The sequence below is a fragment of the Bacillus cereus group sp. MYBK139-1 genome (assembly GCF_051916915.1).
Classification (GTDB): domain Bacteria; phylum Bacillota; class Bacilli; order Bacillales; family Bacillaceae_G; genus Bacillus_A; species Bacillus_A pacificus.
The window spans coordinates 84,841-103,602 of record NZ_JBQAHO010000002.1; the positions used below are offsets into that span (position 1 = coordinate 84,841).

The window sequence follows — 18,762 nt, forward strand, 5'->3', positions numbered from 1 at the left end:
TGAAAACAATAGAAATAAAAAGGATGAAAGAAGGGTGTTACATGGAGCAGAAAAAAACATATTATATATCAATAGCAAACGGTCAAATTTCACAAGTGAAGACAGCGGATACGTATAATTTTGAGATTTCCGCGAATGATGAGGAAATTACGGAGTTAAGAGAGTACTTTGATCAAGCGTATGTAGAGGATTTAGGTTCATTTGTACGCTCCCACGTTCCATTTGTTGAGTATCATCATGATTCAAATAATGACCGATATGATGAACAACTACAAAAAGCATATAAAATGATTTACGATTTAGGAAATCATGAGACGAAAGAATTAGTCGCGCAAATGGGAATAATCAATGGATTATAATTGGATAATATTATGCAGAAAAGCGAGAATATGCTACAATTTGTGGTAGGAAAAACTTGTAACCATCTATAGGGGAGTAATGGCATGTACAAATTTAAAGATTATTACCACAACACTGTACAATTATCGTTTGAACGTTATCCATTTTCTCCTGAGCCAAAGCATGTTTGGGTTGTATGCCGGTACGGGGATCAATGGTTATTAACGCATCATTTACGTCGCGGTCTTGAATTTCCAGGTGGAAAAGTAGAACTAGGGGAAACACCGGAAGAAGCGGCAGTTCGAGAGGTTCATGAAGAAACCGGCGGCATAGTTTCTGATTTAACTTACTTAGGACAATATAAAGTATCTGGAAAAGACAAAATAATCATTAAAAACATTTATTTTGCAACAATTAGTGCGGTAGAAGAACATACGCATTACGAAGAAACGAAAGGATCTGTTTTATTAACAGACATTCCTGACAACATTAAAACGGATAGAAAATTTAGCTTTATAATGCGCGACGATGTATTGGCGCGTACGATGAAACATATAGAAGAAATCGGCTGTTTTACGAAGTGAAGTGGCCGGTTTCTTTTTTTGTGTGTAAGATTAAATGTAAATATATCTTTACATTTTAGGAGGGGGAAGATGGATAAAAGGAAAGAAACGACTGTTACTGTTTCGATGGTTAAGTTAAATATCTATTCATTACTTATAATATTTGCGTTGGCGTTTGGAATTGGTTATTTGCATATATTTCTTTCAGGCGGGGTTCAATTTGAAATTACATTACCAACTATGTTTCTTTTGATTATTGGAATGATTGTTTTCGTTTGTATTCATGAAGCGATACATCTAATAGGATTTCGTTATATCGGAGGCGTACCGTGGAGTGAACTAAAATGGGGCGTCAATTGGAAATTAGGTGTAGCATACGCTCATTCTAAAAAAGAAATTACAGTAAAGCAAATGAAGAAAGTGTTAATGTTACCGTTTCTACCGACTGGAATTTTGCCAATTGTATTGGGAGTAGTTATGAATCTGGAGCCACTCTCATTTTTAGGAATTTTACTAACAGCGAGTTGTATCGGTGACATTGCCTTATATCAAAAAGTTTCAAAGTTTCCAGATGATGCGCAAGTTAAGGATCATCCGAGTAAACCGCAGTTTACAGTATATGAGTCATAAAGGAAGAGGAGGCGTCCGGGAAACGAAGCCTCCTTTTACTATTGTCTTGTTTTTGCCTCTATCTCTAAAAACGAAAGCACCTCCAACAAATCATCCACCACACGCGAATGCTCAAAATCACCCCAAAATGAATCTCTTTTCCAAACACCAAGAATCCCTACTTGTTCAGAACTCAGTATATCATTTTCAGGATGATCCCCAACGTAAAGACATTCTTCTGCCTTCACATCTAGCTTTTTTAAAGCTCGTTCGAAAATTTCAGGATGTGGTTTTTTTATTCCTTCCGCTTCTGAAACGAGAATTGTATTTGTATACGTATGTATGTTTAGTGCGCGAAGATTGTTCATTTGAAAGTCAGTAAAGCCATTTGTGATAATCCCAATTTTAATATTTTGTTGTGTTAAACGTTGAAGTAATTCATGCATGTTTTGGAAAGGGATACAATGATGTTGGAAGTTAGTAATGTAGTCGTGCAGCAGTTGCTCTGGTGTTAAAGTAGTAATGTTGTATTCGGAAAGGAGAGTAGCATATACTTTATCCTTCCACGTGTATCCATTATTATCTAGTTCGAGAAATCGAGAACAATACTCGGATTTTTCTATGTTCATTAAATGAGAGGTAAAACGATTATATTGATCATGAATAAATTGTTCTAAAGATTGACGACGATCTAATAGTGTTCCATCTAAGTCGAATAGGACTGCCCGAATCATAGGAAACCTCCTTACAATTTTTATAATTTATTATCGCATATTCGTTAAAAAATGATTATGATATTTTTGTAGAATGTATTAATGGAGGAATGTATGAAGAGACTGTATGGCAAGTTAGTAGGGGTTATCGTTGCAATCGGCTTACTAGCAGGGTGCGAGAGTTCTATGAAGAGTGTGAAAGAAAAAGAAGTTTGTAAAACAGAAAAAGAATGCGTGGAAATAGGAGATAAGAAACTTCAAAAGGTATATGAAAAAATAGATGGATTATCTGAGCTTGAAGCAGTAGAAGATTATGAAATAGAAGAGCATGAAAGTGCAGATATGAAAAAGGCAGAGCAGAAAAAAGAAGATGATGATGAAAATTACTTTTTTTTAGCTTCTTATTATATTGATGGTGATGAAATTGTAGATCCTTATTTTGAAAAAATAGAACGGAAACGTTTAAATAAAGTATTTGCTAATGATAAAGAAGCGAAAGAAGAGGTGCTACAACAACGTCAAGATAGAGGGTATCATGAAGATTTATGGGATATGTATCGCACGCTCATTCCAGCAAAATATCGCGGGAATATAACGGAATTTAATCTAATAACGGATGGTTATGACGGTGTTGTTGCTCACGTTATGCCTAGTATAGAGAATCCGAAAGACTGGACTCTTAGCTTAGATACGCTTGATTCTGCGGTAAATATTGATGAAGTGATGAAAACATTAATTCATGAGACGGCTCACGTGTTAACGCTCGGGCATAAGCAAATACCAGTAGATGAAAACTATGTAAAGGATTTTGAAGAGGATAAAGATATTTCGACGTACCGAAGTAAATGTGGAACTCTTTTCTTACAAGAGGGATGTGCGAAGGAAAACTCTTATATTAATCAATTTTATAATTCTTTCTGGAAGCCTATTGAGCAGGAGTGGACAGAAAAGAAAGTAGAAGAAAGTGAAGAAACGCAAATTGCATTTTTTAAAGAAAAGCATGATGAGTTTGTATCACAGTATGGAACGACAAATGTAGCGGAAGATATTGCAGATACGTTTACAGCATTTATTTTACAAGATTCCAAAAAGGTGAAAGAAGGATCGGAGTTAAAGTATAAAAAAATCGCCTTTTTCTATCAATTCCCTGAGCTTGTAAAAATGAGAGCGGAAGTGTTGGCAGGATTATATGATGTTTCGAAAACGATAGAACAACAAAGTGGTAACTAATGCGAGTTATATATGTTAGCTAAGAAAACGTAAAGAATTGTAGTTCTTTACGTTTTTTAGGTTGATAAAATTGAAAATTCTGTATTTTTAACAAAAAGAAGAAGGAACTATCACTATAAAATAGAATTAGTATAAAAATGTCACAATTTAGACACAATTATAATGCGCGTGTTATAGGGACTATAAGTTTACTCTCGAGGAGGTAATGAAACGTATGAAAACGATTCTTGCTGTCGCTGGTCTCATTTGGGTAATGTCTCACGGTTTTCCGATTTTTGAAGGGGAGCAAATTCGTAGTGCATTGGATAAAAAGTTTAATGATTATCATGTGATAGATCGAAAAGATAATGTCGTTACAGTACGTGTGAAAGATTGTTTCCATACAGTTACGGTTGCGGATGGAAATGTTAAAAATGAAACAAAGATGTGTGATAAAAAGTAAAAGAAAGAAGCTGACTATAGTCTATCGCTCTAAGTCAGCTTCTTTTTCGTTTCCCAATTAGAAGTTTTTCAAATGCCTCAACAAACACATACATAAGTGTTGCGAGGACGCACGTGAGTAGTACGCTCAGTAAGACAAGTGTGAAATTAAATACTTGGAATCCGTAGCTAATTAAGTAGCCAAGGCCTTGTTTAGAGACGAGAAGTTCGCCGAATATAACACCGACCCATGATAATCCAACGTTCACTTTTAACGTTGAAATAATGGCTGGGAAAGATGCAGGGAGAACGACTTGTTTATAACATTGCCATTTATTTGCGCCAAATGTGTCCATCACTTTTATATAGTTAGAATCGACTTCTTGAAATGCGCTGTAAATAACGAGAATGGTAATGATGATGGAAATGATTACTCCCATTGCAATCGACGAAGAAATATTTGGACCGAAGATTACAATGATAATCGGACCAAGTGCTACTTTTGGCATGGCGTTTAGGACGACGAGATATGGATCGAGTACGCGGGCGAGAAGTGGTAGCCACCAAAGGAAAGTAGCGATAATAGCTCCGAGCACTGTTCCAAGAATGAAGCCTAATCCCGTTTCAAGTAATGTCGTCCATATGTGAACCCAAAGCGAGCCGTCCATCCATTTACTAAGGAAGAGATCCCAAATGCTTGAAGGAGAGCTAAAGAGTAAAGGATCAATCCACTCTTTTTTACTAGCTATCTCCCATAGTGCAAAGAAAAGAATGAGTAGTAAAAGCTGCAAAGAGCGTGCTAACCATGTGCGCCTGCGTTCTTTTTTTCGAAACTGTTCATGTAGTTGTTTTATATTATCCAAGACGCTCCAGCTCCTTCCATATATTTTGGAAGAGGGATGGGAAGTCATGGTGGTGGCGTGATTCTAACGGTGATAGGGAACGGATGCTTTCTGGGACGATAAATGTTTTTGCAATTTTTCCTGGATTCGCTTGCAGTAAATAAATACGATCACTCATCGCAATGGCTTCTTCAATATCATGTGTCACGAGTAGTGAAGTTTTCTTATATTTGTGTAGTAAGCTGAAAACGAGATCTTCTAGTTTCAATTTCGTTTGATAATCGAGCGCCGAAAAAGGTTCATCTAGCAATAAAATTTTTGGGTCGGTAGCTAACGTTCGAACGAGGGCGGCACGTTGACGCATACCACCGGATAGTTCACGAGGATATTGCTGCTCTACATCATATAGACCGACTTGCTTTAAAAGCTGTAAAGTATGTTCTTTCGTCTGTTCATCGTAAATTTTTCGTATATGAAGTCCAAGCATAATATTTTCTTCAATTGTCTTCCAAGGAAACAAGTAGTCTTGCTGTAACATATATCCCATAGATGAAGTTTTCGTTGTAATGGGCTCACCATCTAAAAAGACGATACCTTCAATTGGATCAAGAAGCCCGGCAATAATGGACAGGAGTGTCGTTTTGCCACAACCACTTGGGCCGAGTATCGAAATGAATTCGCCTTCTTCCACTTGTAAGCTCATATCTTCGAGAATCAATTTGGCATTCTCTTTTGCGAAAAAGCAGTGAGAAACGTTACGTATTTGTAAAAAACTCATACACTTCGCCTCTATTTCTTAATAACGCTTTCGGCAATTTTCGTATTGACGAGCGCTTCATGTGGAACTTCTTTTTGTAATTCGCCAGCGTCTTTCATAATCGTTTGGAGCTGTTTCCATTCTTCAGCATCTAATAGCGGATTTGTCGCATAAGAGTGTTGCTTTTTATACCGTTCAATTACTTTTACTGTAATGTCTTTTGAAGTGTCTTTAAATAACGGAGAAACGGCATCAGCAATTTCTTCTGGGCTATGAGTATCAACCCATTGTTGTGCTTTATAGAGCGCCCGTGTGAATTTTTCAGCAGCAGCTTTATCTTTCTTTAAGAAACTTTCTTTTGCCATGAACGTTGTATACGGAACAGTACCAGATTCATTTCCAAACGAAGCGACGATATAACCTTTACCTTCTTTTTCAAATATACTTGCAGTCGGTTCAAAGAGCTGTACAAATTCTCCAGTACCAGATGCAAAGGCATTTGCAATGTTAGCGAATTCGATGTTTTGGATTAAATTTGTATCTTTGTGAGGATCAATGCCATTTTTCTTTAAAACGTATTCTCCAACCATTTGTGGCATGCCGCCTTTACGCTGTCCTAAAAACGTAACACCTTTTACGTCATTCCAATTAAAAGAGTCTAATTTTTTACGCGAAACTAAAAATGTTCCATCTGTTTGTGTAAGTTGTGCGAAGTTAATGACTGGGTCCTTTGCGCCTTGTTGATGAACGTAAATAGATGTTTCAGAACCGACGAGAGCAATATCAATCCCGCCAGATAATAGGGCGGTCATCGTTTTATCTCCACCAGCTGTTGTTTGGAGGTCAACATGTAATCCTTCATCTTTAAAAAATCCTTTTTCAATCCCGACATATAACGGGGCATAGAAGAGAGAATGGGTAACTTCGCCGACTCGAACATTTTGAGTTTGTTCTTTCGTATTTTCTTTTTTACTACTGCAAGCAGCAAATGTGAAGACAGCTAGTAACATGATACAAAAAACAGCTATTAATTTTTTCACTATATAACACCTCCTAGAAGTCACTCTACAAGCATGATATGTAGGTAAGTGCCCATATGTGAGTGTAGATAGCAGGAATTTTTTTGGGGATAAAGAAGTACAAATATAAGGGGTGATAAAATGGAGTACGAATATGATGATAGCGTACATTTACATCTTGATTATTTCGGAACAGAATGCGATATGGAATCGATTGCTTATAAGCGGAAGAATGAAGACGTGTGGGATGTATATTTTAATTTTGGAGCATACGGTCTTCAGAAAGATGGGATCGAGACGGGGAAATTTATGGACGAATATGCTGGTTATTACGTTTTTTCTGTACATGCTCGTGATCTTAGTTGGGAATTTGGAAGTGCTCAATTTGAAGAGTGGGTTTTGAAAAATCATATCGTAGAAAAATCGCTGCAAAAATAAGGAGGAATTTTGTGGTCGATTTTCTTATTTTCTTGTTTATTTTTGTAGTCGGGTTTTTTATTATGCAAGTGCTCATTTACCGATTTGCAAAGAAAAACATCCAAAAATATACAAAAACAAAATGGATTCATATGTGGCTAGAGATGAATATGAAAAAGGGTCCGAGATTAGATTTTTTTGATTTTGTAGTTATTGTACTCGTATGTATCGTATGGAAAATATGGCTGTTTCCTTTTATATAATACACATGCTAATGATTTTCTCTTTTATCCCACTTTAACGGGCAGTAAGACCCCCACCTCAAAATGCAGCGAAAACAAAGAAGTTAGATGGGGGTCGGGCTGCCCATAAAAGTCCGATTGGTGAGGGCTGATAATCAGTGGGGGATGAAGAAAACCCCCACTGATTAAAGTTTCACTTTATCCTGCATTAACGGGCAGCCCGCCCCCCACCTCAAAATTCAGCGAAAGCAAAGAAGTTAGGTGGGGGCGGGTTCTTTTGTTATAGTAATAGTTGTAAAAAACTTGCAGTTATAAGTAAAATAGTGAGTAGTATTGTGAAAGATATTTTGACAAATACAGAAACACATACATACAGAATTAAAGTGTGATTACAGAATGGACAAATTGGCTGTGTGCAAAGTGTGGGGTAATAAGAAAGAGGTCGTCCACCGTTGGACGACCTCTTTCTTATTATGCTTGGTTAGTGCGGAAGAATGGAAGCTTCTGCACAATGTGAATTAATCCGTATGCAAGAATTAAGCACATAAGGGGATTAATGAAAAATCCATAGCGATTAATTGCTAAGAATAAGTTTGAGAAGATAATGTAAATAATAGAACTTGCTACTAGCATCATAACGCGTTTATGTTTAAATGAATTTAGCATGAAGCAGAAGCTGCTCAAGAATGTACCGATAATAAACACTCTATGACATAGTTGCATAAAGTTATGAATACGGTATTGGTCTACAGCAGGAGCTGTTTTGAATAATTCAATTGTTTTACCGACAGTGAACCAAGAGAACCAATAAGTGAAGTCCGTCTTAAAGCCGTTCTTAATTAATTCTTTTGCGTATGCCCCTTTGTCATCTAAGCCTTTGGCTCTCATTTCATTTACTATATTTTCATATCCAATTTTATTAAATGGATCAGCACCGGCAATTAGTGGATCAGCACCTTGGGTTGAGAATAAAATAAATTGGTTGAGTGCTAAATAGTTACGAACAACCCATGCACCAATAATAAAGAAAGGTCCGATAAACCATAACAATCCGATTCGAATGGAGTCTTTAAATCCATATGTAAATAACACAACAAGAACAGGAATGAGCATCATTGGAGCTGGATTTGGACGGAACATAAGTAAAATTGAAACGACAATTCCAAACCATATATGGAATTTCACTTTATTGTATTTCCATGCGAGAACAAATACATATACACATAACGCTAATAAGAATATGGATGGAACTTCTGTTAGCAATGTACGGAAGTATGTATAGTTACTTGGATAAATAGCATATAAAATACTTGCAACAATTCCATAAATGTTTTTTTCGAACAATTCTTTTCCTATTAAGAATACTAATAGCACTGTGCATAGGTTCATAATCATGTTAATAACAGTTGCTACGTAATAGTAAGGAATTGATGTAATATCAGAAATAATCATAGCGCCAGCTAATAGTAATGGCTGACCTGGTGTAATATATGCATTTTTCCCTGGAACTTCACTAGGTTCTAAATACACATAACCAAATACACCATGTTTTAATAGTTGTTCAGCTGTTAACGAATAGTTAAAGGCATCATTTGCACCATATGTTACTTTGACTAACTCTCCATCTAATCCTGGCTGTTTTACTAAACAAAAAACGTGCAACAGGAAAGAAAGCGCCAAAATTGCATATACCGCTTTAGGCAAACTCTTAAACTTAGTAAGCAAAAATGAGCAACTCCTTTTTTATTAATTCTTTCGTATTTTCATGTGAAATCTTTAATAGTATTAAGGATTTCCAAAACATAGTTATTATATCATAAAGTGGAATGCTGAAATTAAGTTTTTCAAGAATGAGTAATTTGTATGCCACAATTTAACTGGTGATTAAGGGAATATTAAGACAATACATTTATGATAGAAGCAAGTATGCAGACGAAATATGTCATATATGTTATTTTTATAGAAGTAGTTCTTTCGATGCGGGGGAAATTAAGACATAGAAACGAGGGAATGAATTGAAGTATGGTTCTACACTTTTTGATCTTCCAAAAAGAAATATATTAATTTCTAGCATTATAAGTAGTATGGTGACTTTATTAGTAATAACTATGCTGTTTATGATTTTAAAGGTTTTTAATTTAGACATAATGAAAGCTCATTTAAATCAAAATCTTGTTTTAATTGTTATGATGATTTTCATATGGGGCATAACATTTTATATTTCACATTTTAATAAAAAAGAGATGTCTATACTTAGGGCATCCCTACGAGTGCATTTTATATTATTTTTACTAGCTCATACAGTAGCTTTATTTTATATTGTCATGCAAGTTAATATGAGTTTCATAGAGGCAATGAATTGGATTTACTTGTATAACATGCAGTTTATATTAAGTTTTGTAGCAATTTATGCAATATACATTCTTGTTTATAATTTAATAGGCAAGGTTTTTCTAAGTATGATTTTAACGAGCTGTACGTTAGTCATTTTAGGTATTGTGAATTATTTAAAGCTTATTTTTAGAGGTGATCCGCTGTATCCTTCTGATTTCACACAAATTATGCATATGCAATCTGTTATACCGATGGTGATGGACTATTTTAGCTGGAGTTATATTTTTGTCATTATCTTAAGTATCGTGGCTTGTATTGTAGCAGGGATATATATGAGAAGGTATATTCAAAATGTAAAGATTCATCTAGGAATTAGAGCCTTATTAGTAGTAGGATCTATTTTTGTTCTATATGCGTACGGTAATTTTGCGAATACATTCATGAATAAAGTATTTCAAAAATCAGGTGTAGATTTTGTTTTGTGGGATCAAAATGAGAACTATGCTTCAAATGGTTTTGTACTTGGGTTTATTAGCAATTTAGATACAACAGTTATGGAAAAACCAAAAAATTATTCTAAAGAAAATATGCTTCAAATAGCAAACGATATAAAAAAACAATATAGTGGAAATATAGGGAGTCAAAAGAAAAAAGAGAAACCGAATATTATTTTTGTAATGAGTGAATCGTTTTGGGATCCGACGAAAGTAACTAACCTTTCTTTTAGTGAAGATCCTGTACCAAATTTGCATCATTATATAGAAAACTTTCCTGGTGGACAAACTATTTCTCCTACATTTGGGGGAAATACGGCGAACGTTGAATTTGAGGCATTAACGAGTTATTCAATGAGTTTGTTAAAGCCAGGTTCTATACCATATCAGCAGGTTATTACAAATAAGAAAGAAATTCCATCAATCCCTACGGCGTTGAAAAAAGAAGGGTATTACACAAGTGCAATTCATTCATTTGGTCGCACATTCTTTAAACGTGATGATGTATATAAGGTGTTAGGATTTGATAAGTTTAATGCAGCTGATACGATGGAAAATGTAGATATTGATGGAGATTATATTAGTGATTTAGCGATGAGTAAAGAGATAATTGCTGAGTTAGAGAAGCAAAAACAACCTACATTTATTCATGCAGTTACGATGCAAAATCATTTTCCATTTACAGAGGGCCGATTTGGTGAAAACCTAATAGAAATTAGCGGGCTAGAAAATGAAGAATCAAAGGGAGAATTAGAGACGTATACAGAAGGGTTAAGACGTTCAGATGAGGCCCTTCAATATTTAATAGAAAAACTAGATAATTTAGATAGACCTACATTATTAGTATTCTTTGGAGATCATCTTCCATCATTAGGAACAAATAAATCTTTTTATAAAGAAAATGGGTATATAACGAATGAAAAAACATCGAGTGAACGTTTAGCGATGGCGCAAACGCCGCTATTAATGTACGCAAACTTTGATATGCCAAATGATAATTTAGGTGTAGTAAGTCCAATTTATTTTTCTAATCTTATTTTTGATTATGCAGGATTAAATAAATCTTTATTTTATCAATTTTTATCGGAATTTTACAAGGAAATACCGGTGCTTAGAGATGAATTAAAAGTTGATAAAAATGGAGAAGTAATCAATGATTTAACAAAGAAACAAAAAGAAATGTTAGAGCAATATAAAATGCTCCAATATGATTTACTCGTCGGAAATCAATATAGTAAAGATATCCTCTTTAAATAAAGTGAAACTTTAATCAGTGGGGGGGTTCTTCATCCCCCACTGATTATCAGCCCTCACCAATCGGACTTTTATGAGCAGCCCGACCCCCACCTAACTTCTTTGCTTTGCTGAATTTTGAGGTGGGGGTCTTACTGCCCGTTAAAGCGGGATAAAAGAAACAAAAAGAACTTGTATAACGATACAAGTTCTTTTTTATAGTATTTAACGGGGTAACCAGACAAGCTGGGTTTAGGGAGTATTACTTGTACATTTAGTATAAATGAAAATGTAATCGTTTTATCAGTTGATTTGTGAGAAATGTGTGAATTTTAACGTTTTTGAAAACTGCGTTCCTATCGATACGATTTGGCATAGGTTTTTATGAATGTAAAAACTTTATAAGTTCTTCGTTTAATTCATCCGCTTGATCGATTGGGGAGCCGTGACCACTATTGGTGAGAGGATATAACTGAGAATTTTTAATCCGCTTTTGCGTAAGTTCAGCGCTTTTGTATGGGATAAGTTGATCGTGAATACCGTGGAATATTTTTGTTGGCACGTTAATTTTACTTAAATCTTTCGTTACATCTTCATTTGCGGCTGCTTGCAATATTTTGATGAGAGCATAGGAAGCAGACTGCATACCGAGATAAGAAAACCATTCTAACGTAGCGGATCCTAAGTTTCTATTAAAAAATGATAAAGACACATCATTTAAAAATTTAGGCAGATTAGCATACATTTGATTAATGAGAGTATCTGCTTGTTCTTTTGGGACACCATAGGGAGATTCTTGATTTTTAACGAAAGAGGGGGAAACGGCATCGACTAATACAAGTTTAGAAATACGCTGACCATTATAGCGAGACATGTACCTAATAGAAAGGGCACCGCCTACTGAGAAACCGACTAATGTAGCATTTTCGACTTGAAGTGCTTCTAGGACAATGGCGATGTCGTCTGCTAAACGATCGTATGTGTAGCCAGTCCATGGTTTATCAGATTGCCCATTTCCGCGTATATCTATAGCGATGCAGCGGAAACCGTGCTGTGGTAATACGTTGAGCTGATATTGGTACATTTGATGATTTAAAGGCCAACCGTGAACGAAGAACACGGTTTTACTACCGGGACCGGGATTAACATCTTGCACAAAAATATGCACATCTTTCTCGACGGTAACAAACATGAATGAGCCTCCTATTCCTACGCCAGTAGCGTAGGATTTCGTTCTATTAAGATACCAAGATTTCCTTCATTTTTTACCATTTATATAAAATCTCTCCCACATAATATACGTATTATTGTTTATAATTTTTATGATTACATATCGTCTGAAAGTATCAAAACGTTGGGATGATTTTCCTCAAATGTTCGATTTATCTTTGTTTGTATAAGAAAATCATTTATTATAATAAATGGTATTCTTCGAGATATTATGTTGAAGGGGTGTTGAAGTGAAAGAAAGTTTTCTGTCATATAAAGAAGAAGAAAGGAATGCCAAAATCTTTTTGTGGGTGCTATACGTCATTGTTGTTTCATACCAAATTCTCTATGCAATCGTATTAGAAAATAAATCACTAATGGATAAGGGACATAGCATACTATGGCAAGTTATTTGCGGAACAGCAATACTCGGTGTAAATGTATATTTAATAAAAAAAGAGAAAGTGAATTTTGTTAAATATGCATGTGTATTTGCATACATAGGAATAGAAATTGCTAACATACTTTCGTATATGCTTTATAATAAGGCGGCATTTGATGGGGTAAATATAATAGAAATTATTTTCATCTTCTTTGTACCTATATTTTTAAATAAAAAATATTTTGTGTTTGTACTTTCGACTATTGTAGGGAAATATGTAATTTACTTATTTGTATTAAAGGAAGTAAAAGGATTTATGTACCTCATTATGTATACACTCATATTAATAGCGGCATACATCATTTTAAATCGATTTATACAATACCTTTCAGCAGTAAAGGAAAGTATTAAGATTGCTAGTGAATCACAAAAATTAGCAGTAATCGGAAAGATGGCAGCGACAGTGGGACATGAAATTAAAAATCCACTTGCTTCATTAAAAGGATTTACGCAATTACAACGAGAGAAGCATGAAGAGGACCCTATTTATAAACAGATGATTTTTGAAATAGAAAATATGAATAATATGATAAGTGAATTGATGGAAGTTGCTACATGTAAACCCTCTATTTATAAAAAACATAATATAGGTGAAATTGCATTACAAGCAGTAGCAATTCTTCGAGAAAAAATGAATGAATCTACTGTCCAGCTTATGTCTAATATCGAAGAAAAGATAATAGAAGTTGAATGTGATGAGCGAAAAATAAGAGGGGTCTTTCTATATGTCATAAAAAATGCTCTGGAGGCGATGGAGCAAGGTGGCACATTAGAGTTACGATTAGAAAATAAAGGACAAGATTATGTAATGCTAAGTGTAATCGATAATGGTTACGGTATTAAGAAAGAAAATTTGGCTCGTGTTACAGAAGCTTTTTATACAACAAAACAAGATAAAATTGGTTTGGGACTTACGGTAGCAGATCGAATTGTCAACGAACACCTTGGTACGTTACATATTTCAAGTGAAAGAGATAAGGGAACGAGAATAGATATTATTCTTCCAAAAAAGTGTGGAAATAATGAAGTACAAGTGGGAGAAAAGCTAGGGGTTACCATATGAATAAAGACGATATATTTAAAAATGAAGAAATGAAGGCGCTGAAAATATATTTAAGTTTATTTTTCATTATATTTTTTGTATACGATCTTGCCTACGAATTTATTGTACCTTTAATAGGAGGAGAGCAAGAAGGAGTAGGACAATTTGAAGATGGTTTAGGGTTATGGCTTTATTTTCTGATGGTGGTTTTATTTTGCATTGGAATATACTTTATGAAATGGAAAAATCCATTTGCAGTAAAGTATATTATTCTAATTGGATATAATCTATTAGATTTTATCCATAATATAATGATTTACTACGGTAGTGATGCTGAGTTTGATGGTGGGAATATAGTAGAAGGATTTTTTATTTTATTTGCCCCACTTTTTGTGAATAAAAGATATTTTTGGTTAGTTCCGAGCATACTTGTTGGAAAATATGCTCTTATAGGAATCATGATTCACTCATCACTCGTTTTAATCCCGATGGCATTATATAGCGTATTTACTATCATATGTTGGATTATGTTTTTAAGGTTCCAATCTTACGTTCGTACGCTTGAGATGATGAATAAAGAAATACAACAAACAGAAAAATTAGCAACTGTTGGGAAAATGGCTACAGTTATTGGTTCCAAAATTAAAAGACCTTTAGCCAATTTAGATAAATTTGTGAATAAGCAAGCGATTAAATATCCAGAGGATAAAATATATAGTGATATTATGAAACAAGAAGTAGAACGAATTCATACAATCGCTACAGAACTTAGTGGATTTGAGAAATCTAAATCAATAGAATCAGAAGTTCATAATATAGAAGAAATTATCGCTTATGTTATTCGAGTTATGGGGAAGCCTGCTTTAAATCAAGGTGTGCACATACAAGGTATTTATAGTAAAGACATACCATCGATTACATGCGATGAAAAACGATTAAAACAAGTATTTTTTAATTTAATTAAAAATGCGATTGAAGCAATGTCAGTTGGCGGAACGATTACGATTAAAGTGACTGTAGAAGATGCAATCATTGTTCAAGTTAAGGATGAAGGTTGCGGCATTCCAAAAGACAAAATCCCGAAGCTAAATGAAGCCTTTTATACAACGAAAGAAACGGGAACAGGTTTAGGCTTAGTAGTTACAGAAAAAATTATTAAAGATCACAACGGTAAAATGAGTTTTGAAAGTGAAGTTGGGGTTGGAACGACGGTGAAGGTTGTATTGCCGATATCATGAAAAGTTATTTTAAAAAGGGAGATCACTTATTTGAGAGTGAACTCCCTTTTTTTTTGAATAAAAATTCAAAATTGTTCACACTATTAGTGCAGTATATGGAAAATAAAATCCGAAATATGGTTATTTTGCAGTGAAAGTATATAATGAACTTGTCTGTTATTTGTTAACCCGAATCTCGGGTCTTTTTTGTGGAATAAATGGTTTTAAGTGTGAGTTTATAGATCAGTGATTAGGAAAATAGAATATACAGCACTGGCAGTAATTCCAGGGTTAATATAAAGGGATATAGCATCCCCTCTTGAAACGGGATTTCCAGTTGTAATGCTAGTCCAAGTTACAGTAGCGGGACCTACTGCGGGAGTAGGATTAAATACTTGAATTTGTCCCGATCCAGTATCCGTCGGTTTAATGGAAAATACTATAGTTCCGGTAATTTTGTCTGTGGTAGTTAAAGTAATAGTAGTTAGAATGTAACTGGAAGTAGGAGCGGTGAGGTTTGTAGGGACATTCCTGCAAATATCAATCGTATAAACAGTAGCAGGTAAGTTATTTACATTTATAGAAGCCGTAAACCCAACTATACTACCAGATCCAGCAGTGACATATGGAATAACATTAGAGTCAATTCCAGGGGAGCCCGCTATACGTTGAAAACCAGCATTTGTTCCTTGAAACACAATACTTTTTGCTGAAGCACTACCAGCGGATCCAGTGGGTCCAGTACTTCCAGTGATGCCGGTGGGTCCGGTGCTTCCAGCGGGTCCAGTACTTCCAGTGATGCCAGTGGGTCCAGTGCTGCCAGTAGATCCGGTGTTACCAGCAGGTCCGGTGCTTCCAGTAGATCCGGTGATGCCAGTGGGTCCGGTGCTTCCGGTAGATCCGGTGATGCCAGTGGGTCCAGTGCTTCCGGTAGATCCGGTGTTACCAGCAGGTCCAGTGATGCCAGTAGATCCGGTGTTCCCAGTGGGTCCAGTGCTTCCGGTAGATCCGGTGATGCCAGTGGGGCCGGTGATGCCAGTAGATCCAGTGATGCCAGTGGGTCCAGTGATGCCAGTAGATCCGGTGTTACCAGAAGGTCCGGTGATGCCAGTAGATCCGGTGTTACCAGTGGGTCCAGTGCTTCCGGTAGATCCGGTGATGCCAGTGGGACCGGTGATGCCAGTAGATCCAGTGATGCCAGTGGGTCCAGTGATGCCAGTAGATCCGGTGTTACCAGAAGGTCCGGTGCTTCCAGTAGATCCGGTGCTGCCAGTGGGTCCGGTGATGCCAGTAGATCCGGTGTTTCCCGCAGGTCCAGTGTTCCCAGTGGGTCCAGTGCTGCCAGTAGATCCGGTGTTTCCGGCAGGTCCAGTGTTCCCAGTGGGTCCAGTGCTTCCGGTAGATCCGGTGTTACCAGCAGGTCCAGTGCTGCCAGTAGATCCGGTGATGCCAGTGGGTCCTGTACCCCCAGTAGCGCCGGTAGCTCCAGTGGGTCCGGTGATGCCGGTGGGTCCGGTGATGCCAGTGGGTCCAGTGATGCCAGTGGGTCCGGTGCTTCCAGTAGATCCAGTGCTTCCAGTGGGTCCAGTGCTGCCAGTAGATCCGGTGTTACCAGCAGGTCCGGTGCTTCCAGTAGATCCGGTGATGCCAGTGGGTCCGGTGCTTCCGGTAGATCCGGTGTTCCCAGTGGGTCCAGTGCTTCCGGTAGATCCGGTGTTACCAGAAGGTCCAGTGATGCCAGTGGGTCCGGTGCTTCCAGTAGATCCGGTATTCCCAGTGGATCCAGTATTCCCGGTAGGTCCGGTGCTTCCAGTAGCCCCACTTTCTACTAAGACAATATAATCTGGAGATACATTAGGAAATCCTTGAGGTGCATCCTTTTTTACAACATAGCCGCTGCTCGTATAAGTAACAACTTGTCCGGCTTTATAGTTTGGAGCGGCTGCAAGATTAAAGGCGGTAGTACTTTGTAAACCAGCTCCTGTACCCCCAGTAGCGCCGGTAGCTCCAGTGGGTCCGGTGCTGCCGGTGGGTCCGGTGCTGCCGGCGGGTCCGGTGATGCCAGTGGGTCCAGTGATGCCAGTGGATCCGGTGATGCCAGAAGGTCCAGTGATGCCGGTGGGTCCGGTGATGCCAGTGGGTCCAGTGATGCCAGTGGGTCCAGTGTTCCCGTTAGAACCACTGGGGCGTCTGCCATCGCAACTAAAACAATTACGTGGGTACATGTATGTTCTCCTTTCTATATTTTGAAAATCTAGTTTTTAAAATAGAACTACTATATGTATATTAGGAATTCTATATTTTTGTGCGGTTGATTGTATAGTGTGTTTAGATTTTAACAGTAGGGTGAAAGTGTATTGTATATCGAATTTTTTTCTATTTTAAGTTTAGTAAAAAGAGATAGCTAAATTAGCTATCTCTTTAAAAATTTATAACCACCATTTTTCCTGTGGAACCAAAGTAACATCCACTTCAAAATTCTCTTTAAACCAATCATACATCAATGTTTCTTTCACTAAATATTCAGAGGCAGAGTGTGATACACCGATGAGTGACATATTCGTTTCTTTTACGTAATCCATAATGAGCGAGTATTTCTGTTTACCGTAATCATTGTCGATATGGCAATGGATTTCCCCTGTAATATATGCTTCAGCACCTTTTGCTTCTGCTTCTTTCATGAGAGAAACGACATCGCCACATCCCGCAATAATTGCAATTTTTTTGATAGAATCATGTTGTTTACCTTCGAAGTCTGTATAAGGAATATGGAAGAGATTTTTTAGACGCTTTTGGAGTGCTTCTGTGGATGTTTCATCTATTTCACAAATAAGGCCAACTGGCTCTTGTTCGGGGCCTTCATATGCAAAGCTGTCAACTACGTGAGCATGTAAGACTTTTGCAATTGAAATGCTCGTTCCATGCGTTTGATGAATATCCATTGGTCCGTGACATGTATATATAGAAAGTTGTTTTTCTTTTATCGCTTGCAAATATTTTTCAGGTATTGGAATAAAACCACGACCTGATTTTCCAAGCGGATCACCGCATTCCATTACAAGTGGGTGGTGCATAAAAAGTAAATCACCAGATGTGGATTGTGAAATGAATGTTTCAAGAACGTCATTTGTAGGAAAAACAGCTAAAAATACTTTATTTACAGTTTCAGCTCCTCGTATCATAAGACCGTTAAATAGCTCAATAAAATTGGCTTCAAAAAAATTTTGCCATGGAAATGGGATAGGATCATATACGGCCGGGATAAATCGACTAAAGGCACTGTCTTTTCCGTATTTTTCTATTTCGAATAAATGATTGAGTGATTGTTCTATTTCTTTTAAAGTTGGCATGTTATCCTCCTTGAATTAATTAGATGTTTTTGTTTTTCATAGCAAAATAAGAAGCGGATAGAAAACAAATAAAACCTAAAATCCAACCAATAGAAGGAGTATAGGGAAATATATGGTGTAATACTATACCGCTAGAAATAAAAAAGCTACCGAGTAGACCTAGGAAGATGGGGTATCGTAGTAATTTGAGCATGAGTGATACAACCTCCTTTACTACATACATTGTATATTGTTCATAATTTTCTGTATATATATTTAAAGAAAAATGATGGTACAATATATGAAGGATA

At 36.5% G+C, this 18,762-nt stretch carries 20 protein-coding genes and 1 pseudogene; 12 read left to right on the forward strand and 9 right to left on the reverse strand.

The genetic code is table 11. The annotated features are described in order from the left end of the window. The first annotated feature begins 41 nt into the window (after positions 1-41). The 3 genes from ACTFRS_RS11490 (at position 42) to ACTFRS_RS11500 (ending at position 1,532) form a co-directional block, all read left to right on the forward strand. Positions 42-359, forward strand: coding sequence for a hypothetical protein (locus ACTFRS_RS11490; RefSeq protein WP_000435818.1), 318 nt, complete (start codon positions 42-44; stop codon positions 357-359). An 84-nt stretch (positions 360-443) separates the two neighbouring features. Then, positions 444-923 (forward strand): antimutator 8-oxo-(dGTP/GTP)ase, encoded by a 480-nt coding sequence (mutTA, locus tag ACTFRS_RS11495; protein ID WP_000276386.1) that lies wholly within the window; start codon positions 444-446, stop codon positions 921-923. Between the two features lie 69 nt (positions 924-992). Then, a complete protein-coding gene (locus tag ACTFRS_RS11500; protein ID WP_440025374.1) occupies positions 993-1,532 on the forward strand; it encodes a DUF3267 domain-containing protein in 540 nt (179 codons plus the stop codon). A 38-nt stretch (positions 1,533-1,570) separates the two neighbouring features. Here the strand turns inward: ACTFRS_RS11500 and ACTFRS_RS11505 are convergent, their stop codons facing one another. After that, positions 1,571-2,245: an HAD family hydrolase gene (locus tag ACTFRS_RS11505; RefSeq protein ID WP_440025372.1), complete on the reverse strand. Its 675-nt coding sequence runs from the start codon at positions 2,243-2,245 to the stop codon at positions 1,571-1,573. Positions 2,246-2,338: 93 nt separating this feature from the next. Between ACTFRS_RS11505 and ACTFRS_RS11510 the strand changes: the two genes are divergently transcribed. Both ACTFRS_RS11510 and ACTFRS_RS11515 read left to right on the forward strand, forming a co-directional pair. After that, positions 2,339-3,454: a recombinase family protein gene (locus ACTFRS_RS11510; protein ID WP_440025371.1), complete on the forward strand. Its 1,116-nt coding sequence runs from the start codon at positions 2,339-2,341 to the stop codon at positions 3,452-3,454. 214 nt (positions 3,455-3,668) lie between these two features. After that, positions 3,669-3,896 carry a hypothetical protein gene (locus ACTFRS_RS11515; RefSeq protein WP_000849109.1) on the forward strand — a complete coding sequence of 76 codons (228 nt, stop codon included), beginning with the start codon at positions 3,669-3,671 and terminating at the stop codon, positions 3,894-3,896. 34 nt (positions 3,897-3,930) lie between these two features. Here the strand turns inward: ACTFRS_RS11515 and ACTFRS_RS11520 are convergent, their stop codons facing one another. Genes ACTFRS_RS11520 through ACTFRS_RS11530 form a run of 3 tightly spaced genes read right to left on the reverse strand, consistent with a single transcriptional unit; the run spans position 3,931 to position 6,513 of the window. Beyond that, the gene (locus tag ACTFRS_RS11520; protein ID WP_440025369.1) at positions 3,931-4,737 is read right to left on the reverse strand and encodes an ABC transporter permease; all 807 of its coding nucleotides are present in this window, start codon (positions 4,735-4,737) and stop codon (positions 3,931-3,933) included. After that, on the reverse strand, positions 4,730-5,494 hold the full coding sequence (locus tag ACTFRS_RS11525; RefSeq protein WP_440025367.1) for an ABC transporter ATP-binding protein: 765 nt from the start codon (positions 5,492-5,494) through the stop codon (positions 4,730-4,732). The genes ACTFRS_RS11520 and ACTFRS_RS11525 overlap by 8 nt, the downstream gene beginning before the upstream one ends. 11 nt (positions 5,495-5,505) lie before the next feature. Then, entirely contained in the window at positions 5,506-6,513 is a 1,008-nt protein-coding gene (locus tag ACTFRS_RS11530) for an ABC transporter substrate-binding protein (RefSeq protein WP_440025366.1), read from the reverse strand. Positions 6,514-6,633: 120 nt separating this feature from the next. Between ACTFRS_RS11530 and ACTFRS_RS11535 the strand changes: the two genes are divergently transcribed. The 3 genes and pseudogenes from ACTFRS_RS11535 to ACTFRS_RS11545 all read left to right on the forward strand — a co-directional run. Then, the gene (locus ACTFRS_RS11535; protein ID WP_000455572.1) at positions 6,634-6,930 is read left to right on the forward strand and encodes a DUF3986 family protein; all 297 of its coding nucleotides are present in this window, start codon (positions 6,634-6,636) and stop codon (positions 6,928-6,930) included. Positions 6,931-6,941: 11 nt separating this feature from the next. Then, positions 6,942-7,172 (forward strand): hypothetical protein, encoded by a 231-nt coding sequence (locus ACTFRS_RS11540; RefSeq protein WP_000227427.1) that lies wholly within the window; start codon positions 6,942-6,944, stop codon positions 7,170-7,172. 293 nt (positions 7,173-7,465) lie between these two features. Continuing rightward, positions 7,466-7,540: pseudogene (locus ACTFRS_RS11545) on the forward strand (YwbE family protein); the annotation flags it as partial. Positions 7,541-7,622: 82 nt separating this feature from the next. Here ACTFRS_RS11545 and ACTFRS_RS11550 read toward each other — a convergent pair. Further along, positions 7,623-8,876 carry a glycosyltransferase family 39 protein gene (locus tag ACTFRS_RS11550; RefSeq protein WP_000956217.1) on the reverse strand — a complete coding sequence of 418 codons (1,254 nt, stop codon included), beginning with the start codon at positions 8,874-8,876 and terminating at the stop codon, positions 7,623-7,625. A 290-nt stretch (positions 8,877-9,166) separates the two neighbouring features. Here ACTFRS_RS11550 and ACTFRS_RS11555 point away from each other — a divergent pair, with 290 nt between their 5' ends. Next, positions 9,167-11,236 (forward strand): LTA synthase family protein, encoded by a 2,070-nt coding sequence (locus tag ACTFRS_RS11555; protein ID WP_440025363.1) that lies wholly within the window; start codon positions 9,167-9,169, stop codon positions 11,234-11,236. Positions 11,237-11,594: 358 nt separating this feature from the next. On the opposite strand, the gene ACTFRS_RS11560 is transcribed toward ACTFRS_RS11555, so the two are convergent. Continuing rightward, positions 11,595-12,404, reverse strand: coding sequence for an alpha/beta fold hydrolase (locus ACTFRS_RS11560; protein WP_440025361.1), 810 nt, complete (start codon positions 12,402-12,404; stop codon positions 11,595-11,597). A gap of 268 nt (positions 12,405-12,672) precedes the next feature. Between ACTFRS_RS11560 and ACTFRS_RS11565 the strand changes: the two genes are divergently transcribed. Together ACTFRS_RS11565 and ACTFRS_RS11570 are read left to right on the forward strand one after the other, a co-directional pair. After that, on the forward strand, positions 12,673-13,926 hold the full coding sequence (locus ACTFRS_RS11565; protein ID WP_440025360.1) for an ATP-binding protein: 1,254 nt from the start codon (positions 12,673-12,675) through the stop codon (positions 13,924-13,926). After that, a complete protein-coding gene (locus tag ACTFRS_RS11570) occupies positions 13,923-15,143 on the forward strand; it encodes an ATP-binding protein (RefSeq protein ID WP_440025358.1) in 1,221 nt (406 codons plus the stop codon). The genes ACTFRS_RS11565 and ACTFRS_RS11570 overlap by 4 nt, the downstream gene beginning before the upstream one ends. A 215-nt stretch (positions 15,144-15,358) precedes the next feature. Here ACTFRS_RS11570 and ACTFRS_RS11575 read toward each other — a convergent pair whose 3' ends face one another. Continuing rightward, positions 15,359-17,272 (reverse strand): collagen-like triple helix repeat-containing protein, encoded by a 1,914-nt coding sequence (locus ACTFRS_RS11575; protein WP_440048715.1) that lies wholly within the window; start codon positions 17,270-17,272, stop codon positions 15,359-15,361. Here ACTFRS_RS11575 and ACTFRS_RS11580 point away from each other — a divergent pair. Then, positions 17,235-17,372: a hypothetical protein gene (locus ACTFRS_RS11580; RefSeq protein WP_218976263.1), complete on the forward strand. Its 138-nt coding sequence runs from the start codon at positions 17,235-17,237 to the stop codon at positions 17,370-17,372. The genes ACTFRS_RS11575 and ACTFRS_RS11580 overlap by 38 nt on opposite strands. A 179-nt stretch (positions 17,373-17,551) precedes the next feature. Here ACTFRS_RS11580 and ACTFRS_RS11585 read toward each other — a convergent pair whose 3' ends face one another. Beyond that, positions 17,552-18,472, reverse strand: a complete 921-nt coding sequence (locus ACTFRS_RS11585) for a Nif3-like dinuclear metal center hexameric protein (protein ID WP_001142607.1) — start codon at positions 18,470-18,472, stop codon at positions 17,552-17,554. Between the two features lie 19 nt (positions 18,473-18,491). Next, positions 18,492-18,695: a hypothetical protein gene (locus tag ACTFRS_RS11590; RefSeq protein ID WP_074567776.1), complete on the reverse strand. Its 204-nt coding sequence runs from the start codon at positions 18,693-18,695 to the stop codon at positions 18,492-18,494. Positions 18,696-18,762 lie beyond the last annotated feature (67 nt).

Bases quoted from the DNA above. Each gene is read 5' to 3' on its own strand.
- ACTFRS_RS11590 (WP_074567776.1), bottom strand. From the start codon at position 18,695: ATGTATGTAGTAAAGGAGGTTGTATCACTCATGCTCAAATTACTACGA.
- ACTFRS_RS11535 (WP_000455572.1), top strand. From the start codon at position 6,634: ATGGAGTACGAATATGATGATAGCGTACATTTACATCTTGATTATTTC.
- ACTFRS_RS11500 (WP_440025374.1), top strand. From the start codon at position 993: ATGGATAAAAGGAAAGAAACGACTGTTACTGTTTCGATGGTTAAGTTA.
- mutTA (WP_000276386.1), top strand. From the start codon at position 444: ATGTACAAATTTAAAGATTATTACCACAACACTGTACAATTATCGTTT.
- ACTFRS_RS11505 (WP_440025372.1), bottom strand. From the start codon at position 2,245: ATGATTCGGGCAGTCCTATTCGACTTAGATGGAACACTATTAGATCGT.
- ACTFRS_RS11585 (WP_001142607.1), bottom strand. From the start codon at position 18,472: ATGCCAACTTTAAAAGAAATAGAACAATCACTCAATCATTTATTCGAA.
- ACTFRS_RS11560 (WP_440025361.1), bottom strand. From the start codon at position 12,404: ATGTTTGTTACCGTCGAGAAAGATGTGCATATTTTTGTGCAAGATGTT.
- ACTFRS_RS11515 (WP_000849109.1), top strand. From the start codon at position 3,669: ATGAAAACGATTCTTGCTGTCGCTGGTCTCATTTGGGTAATGTCTCAC.
- ACTFRS_RS11570 (WP_440025358.1), top strand. From the start codon at position 13,923: ATGAATAAAGACGATATATTTAAAAATGAAGAAATGAAGGCGCTGAAA.
- ACTFRS_RS11525 (WP_440025367.1), bottom strand. From the start codon at position 5,494: ATGAGTTTTTTACAAATACGTAACGTTTCTCACTGCTTTTTCGCAAAA.
- ACTFRS_RS11510 (WP_440025371.1), top strand. From the start codon at position 2,339: ATGAAGAGACTGTATGGCAAGTTAGTAGGGGTTATCGTTGCAATCGGC.
- ACTFRS_RS11490 (WP_000435818.1), top strand. From the start codon at position 42: ATGGAGCAGAAAAAAACATATTATATATCAATAGCAAACGGTCAAATT.
- ACTFRS_RS11580 (WP_218976263.1), top strand. From the start codon at position 17,235: ATGCCGGTGGGTCCGGTGATGCCAGTGGGTCCAGTGATGCCAGTGGGT.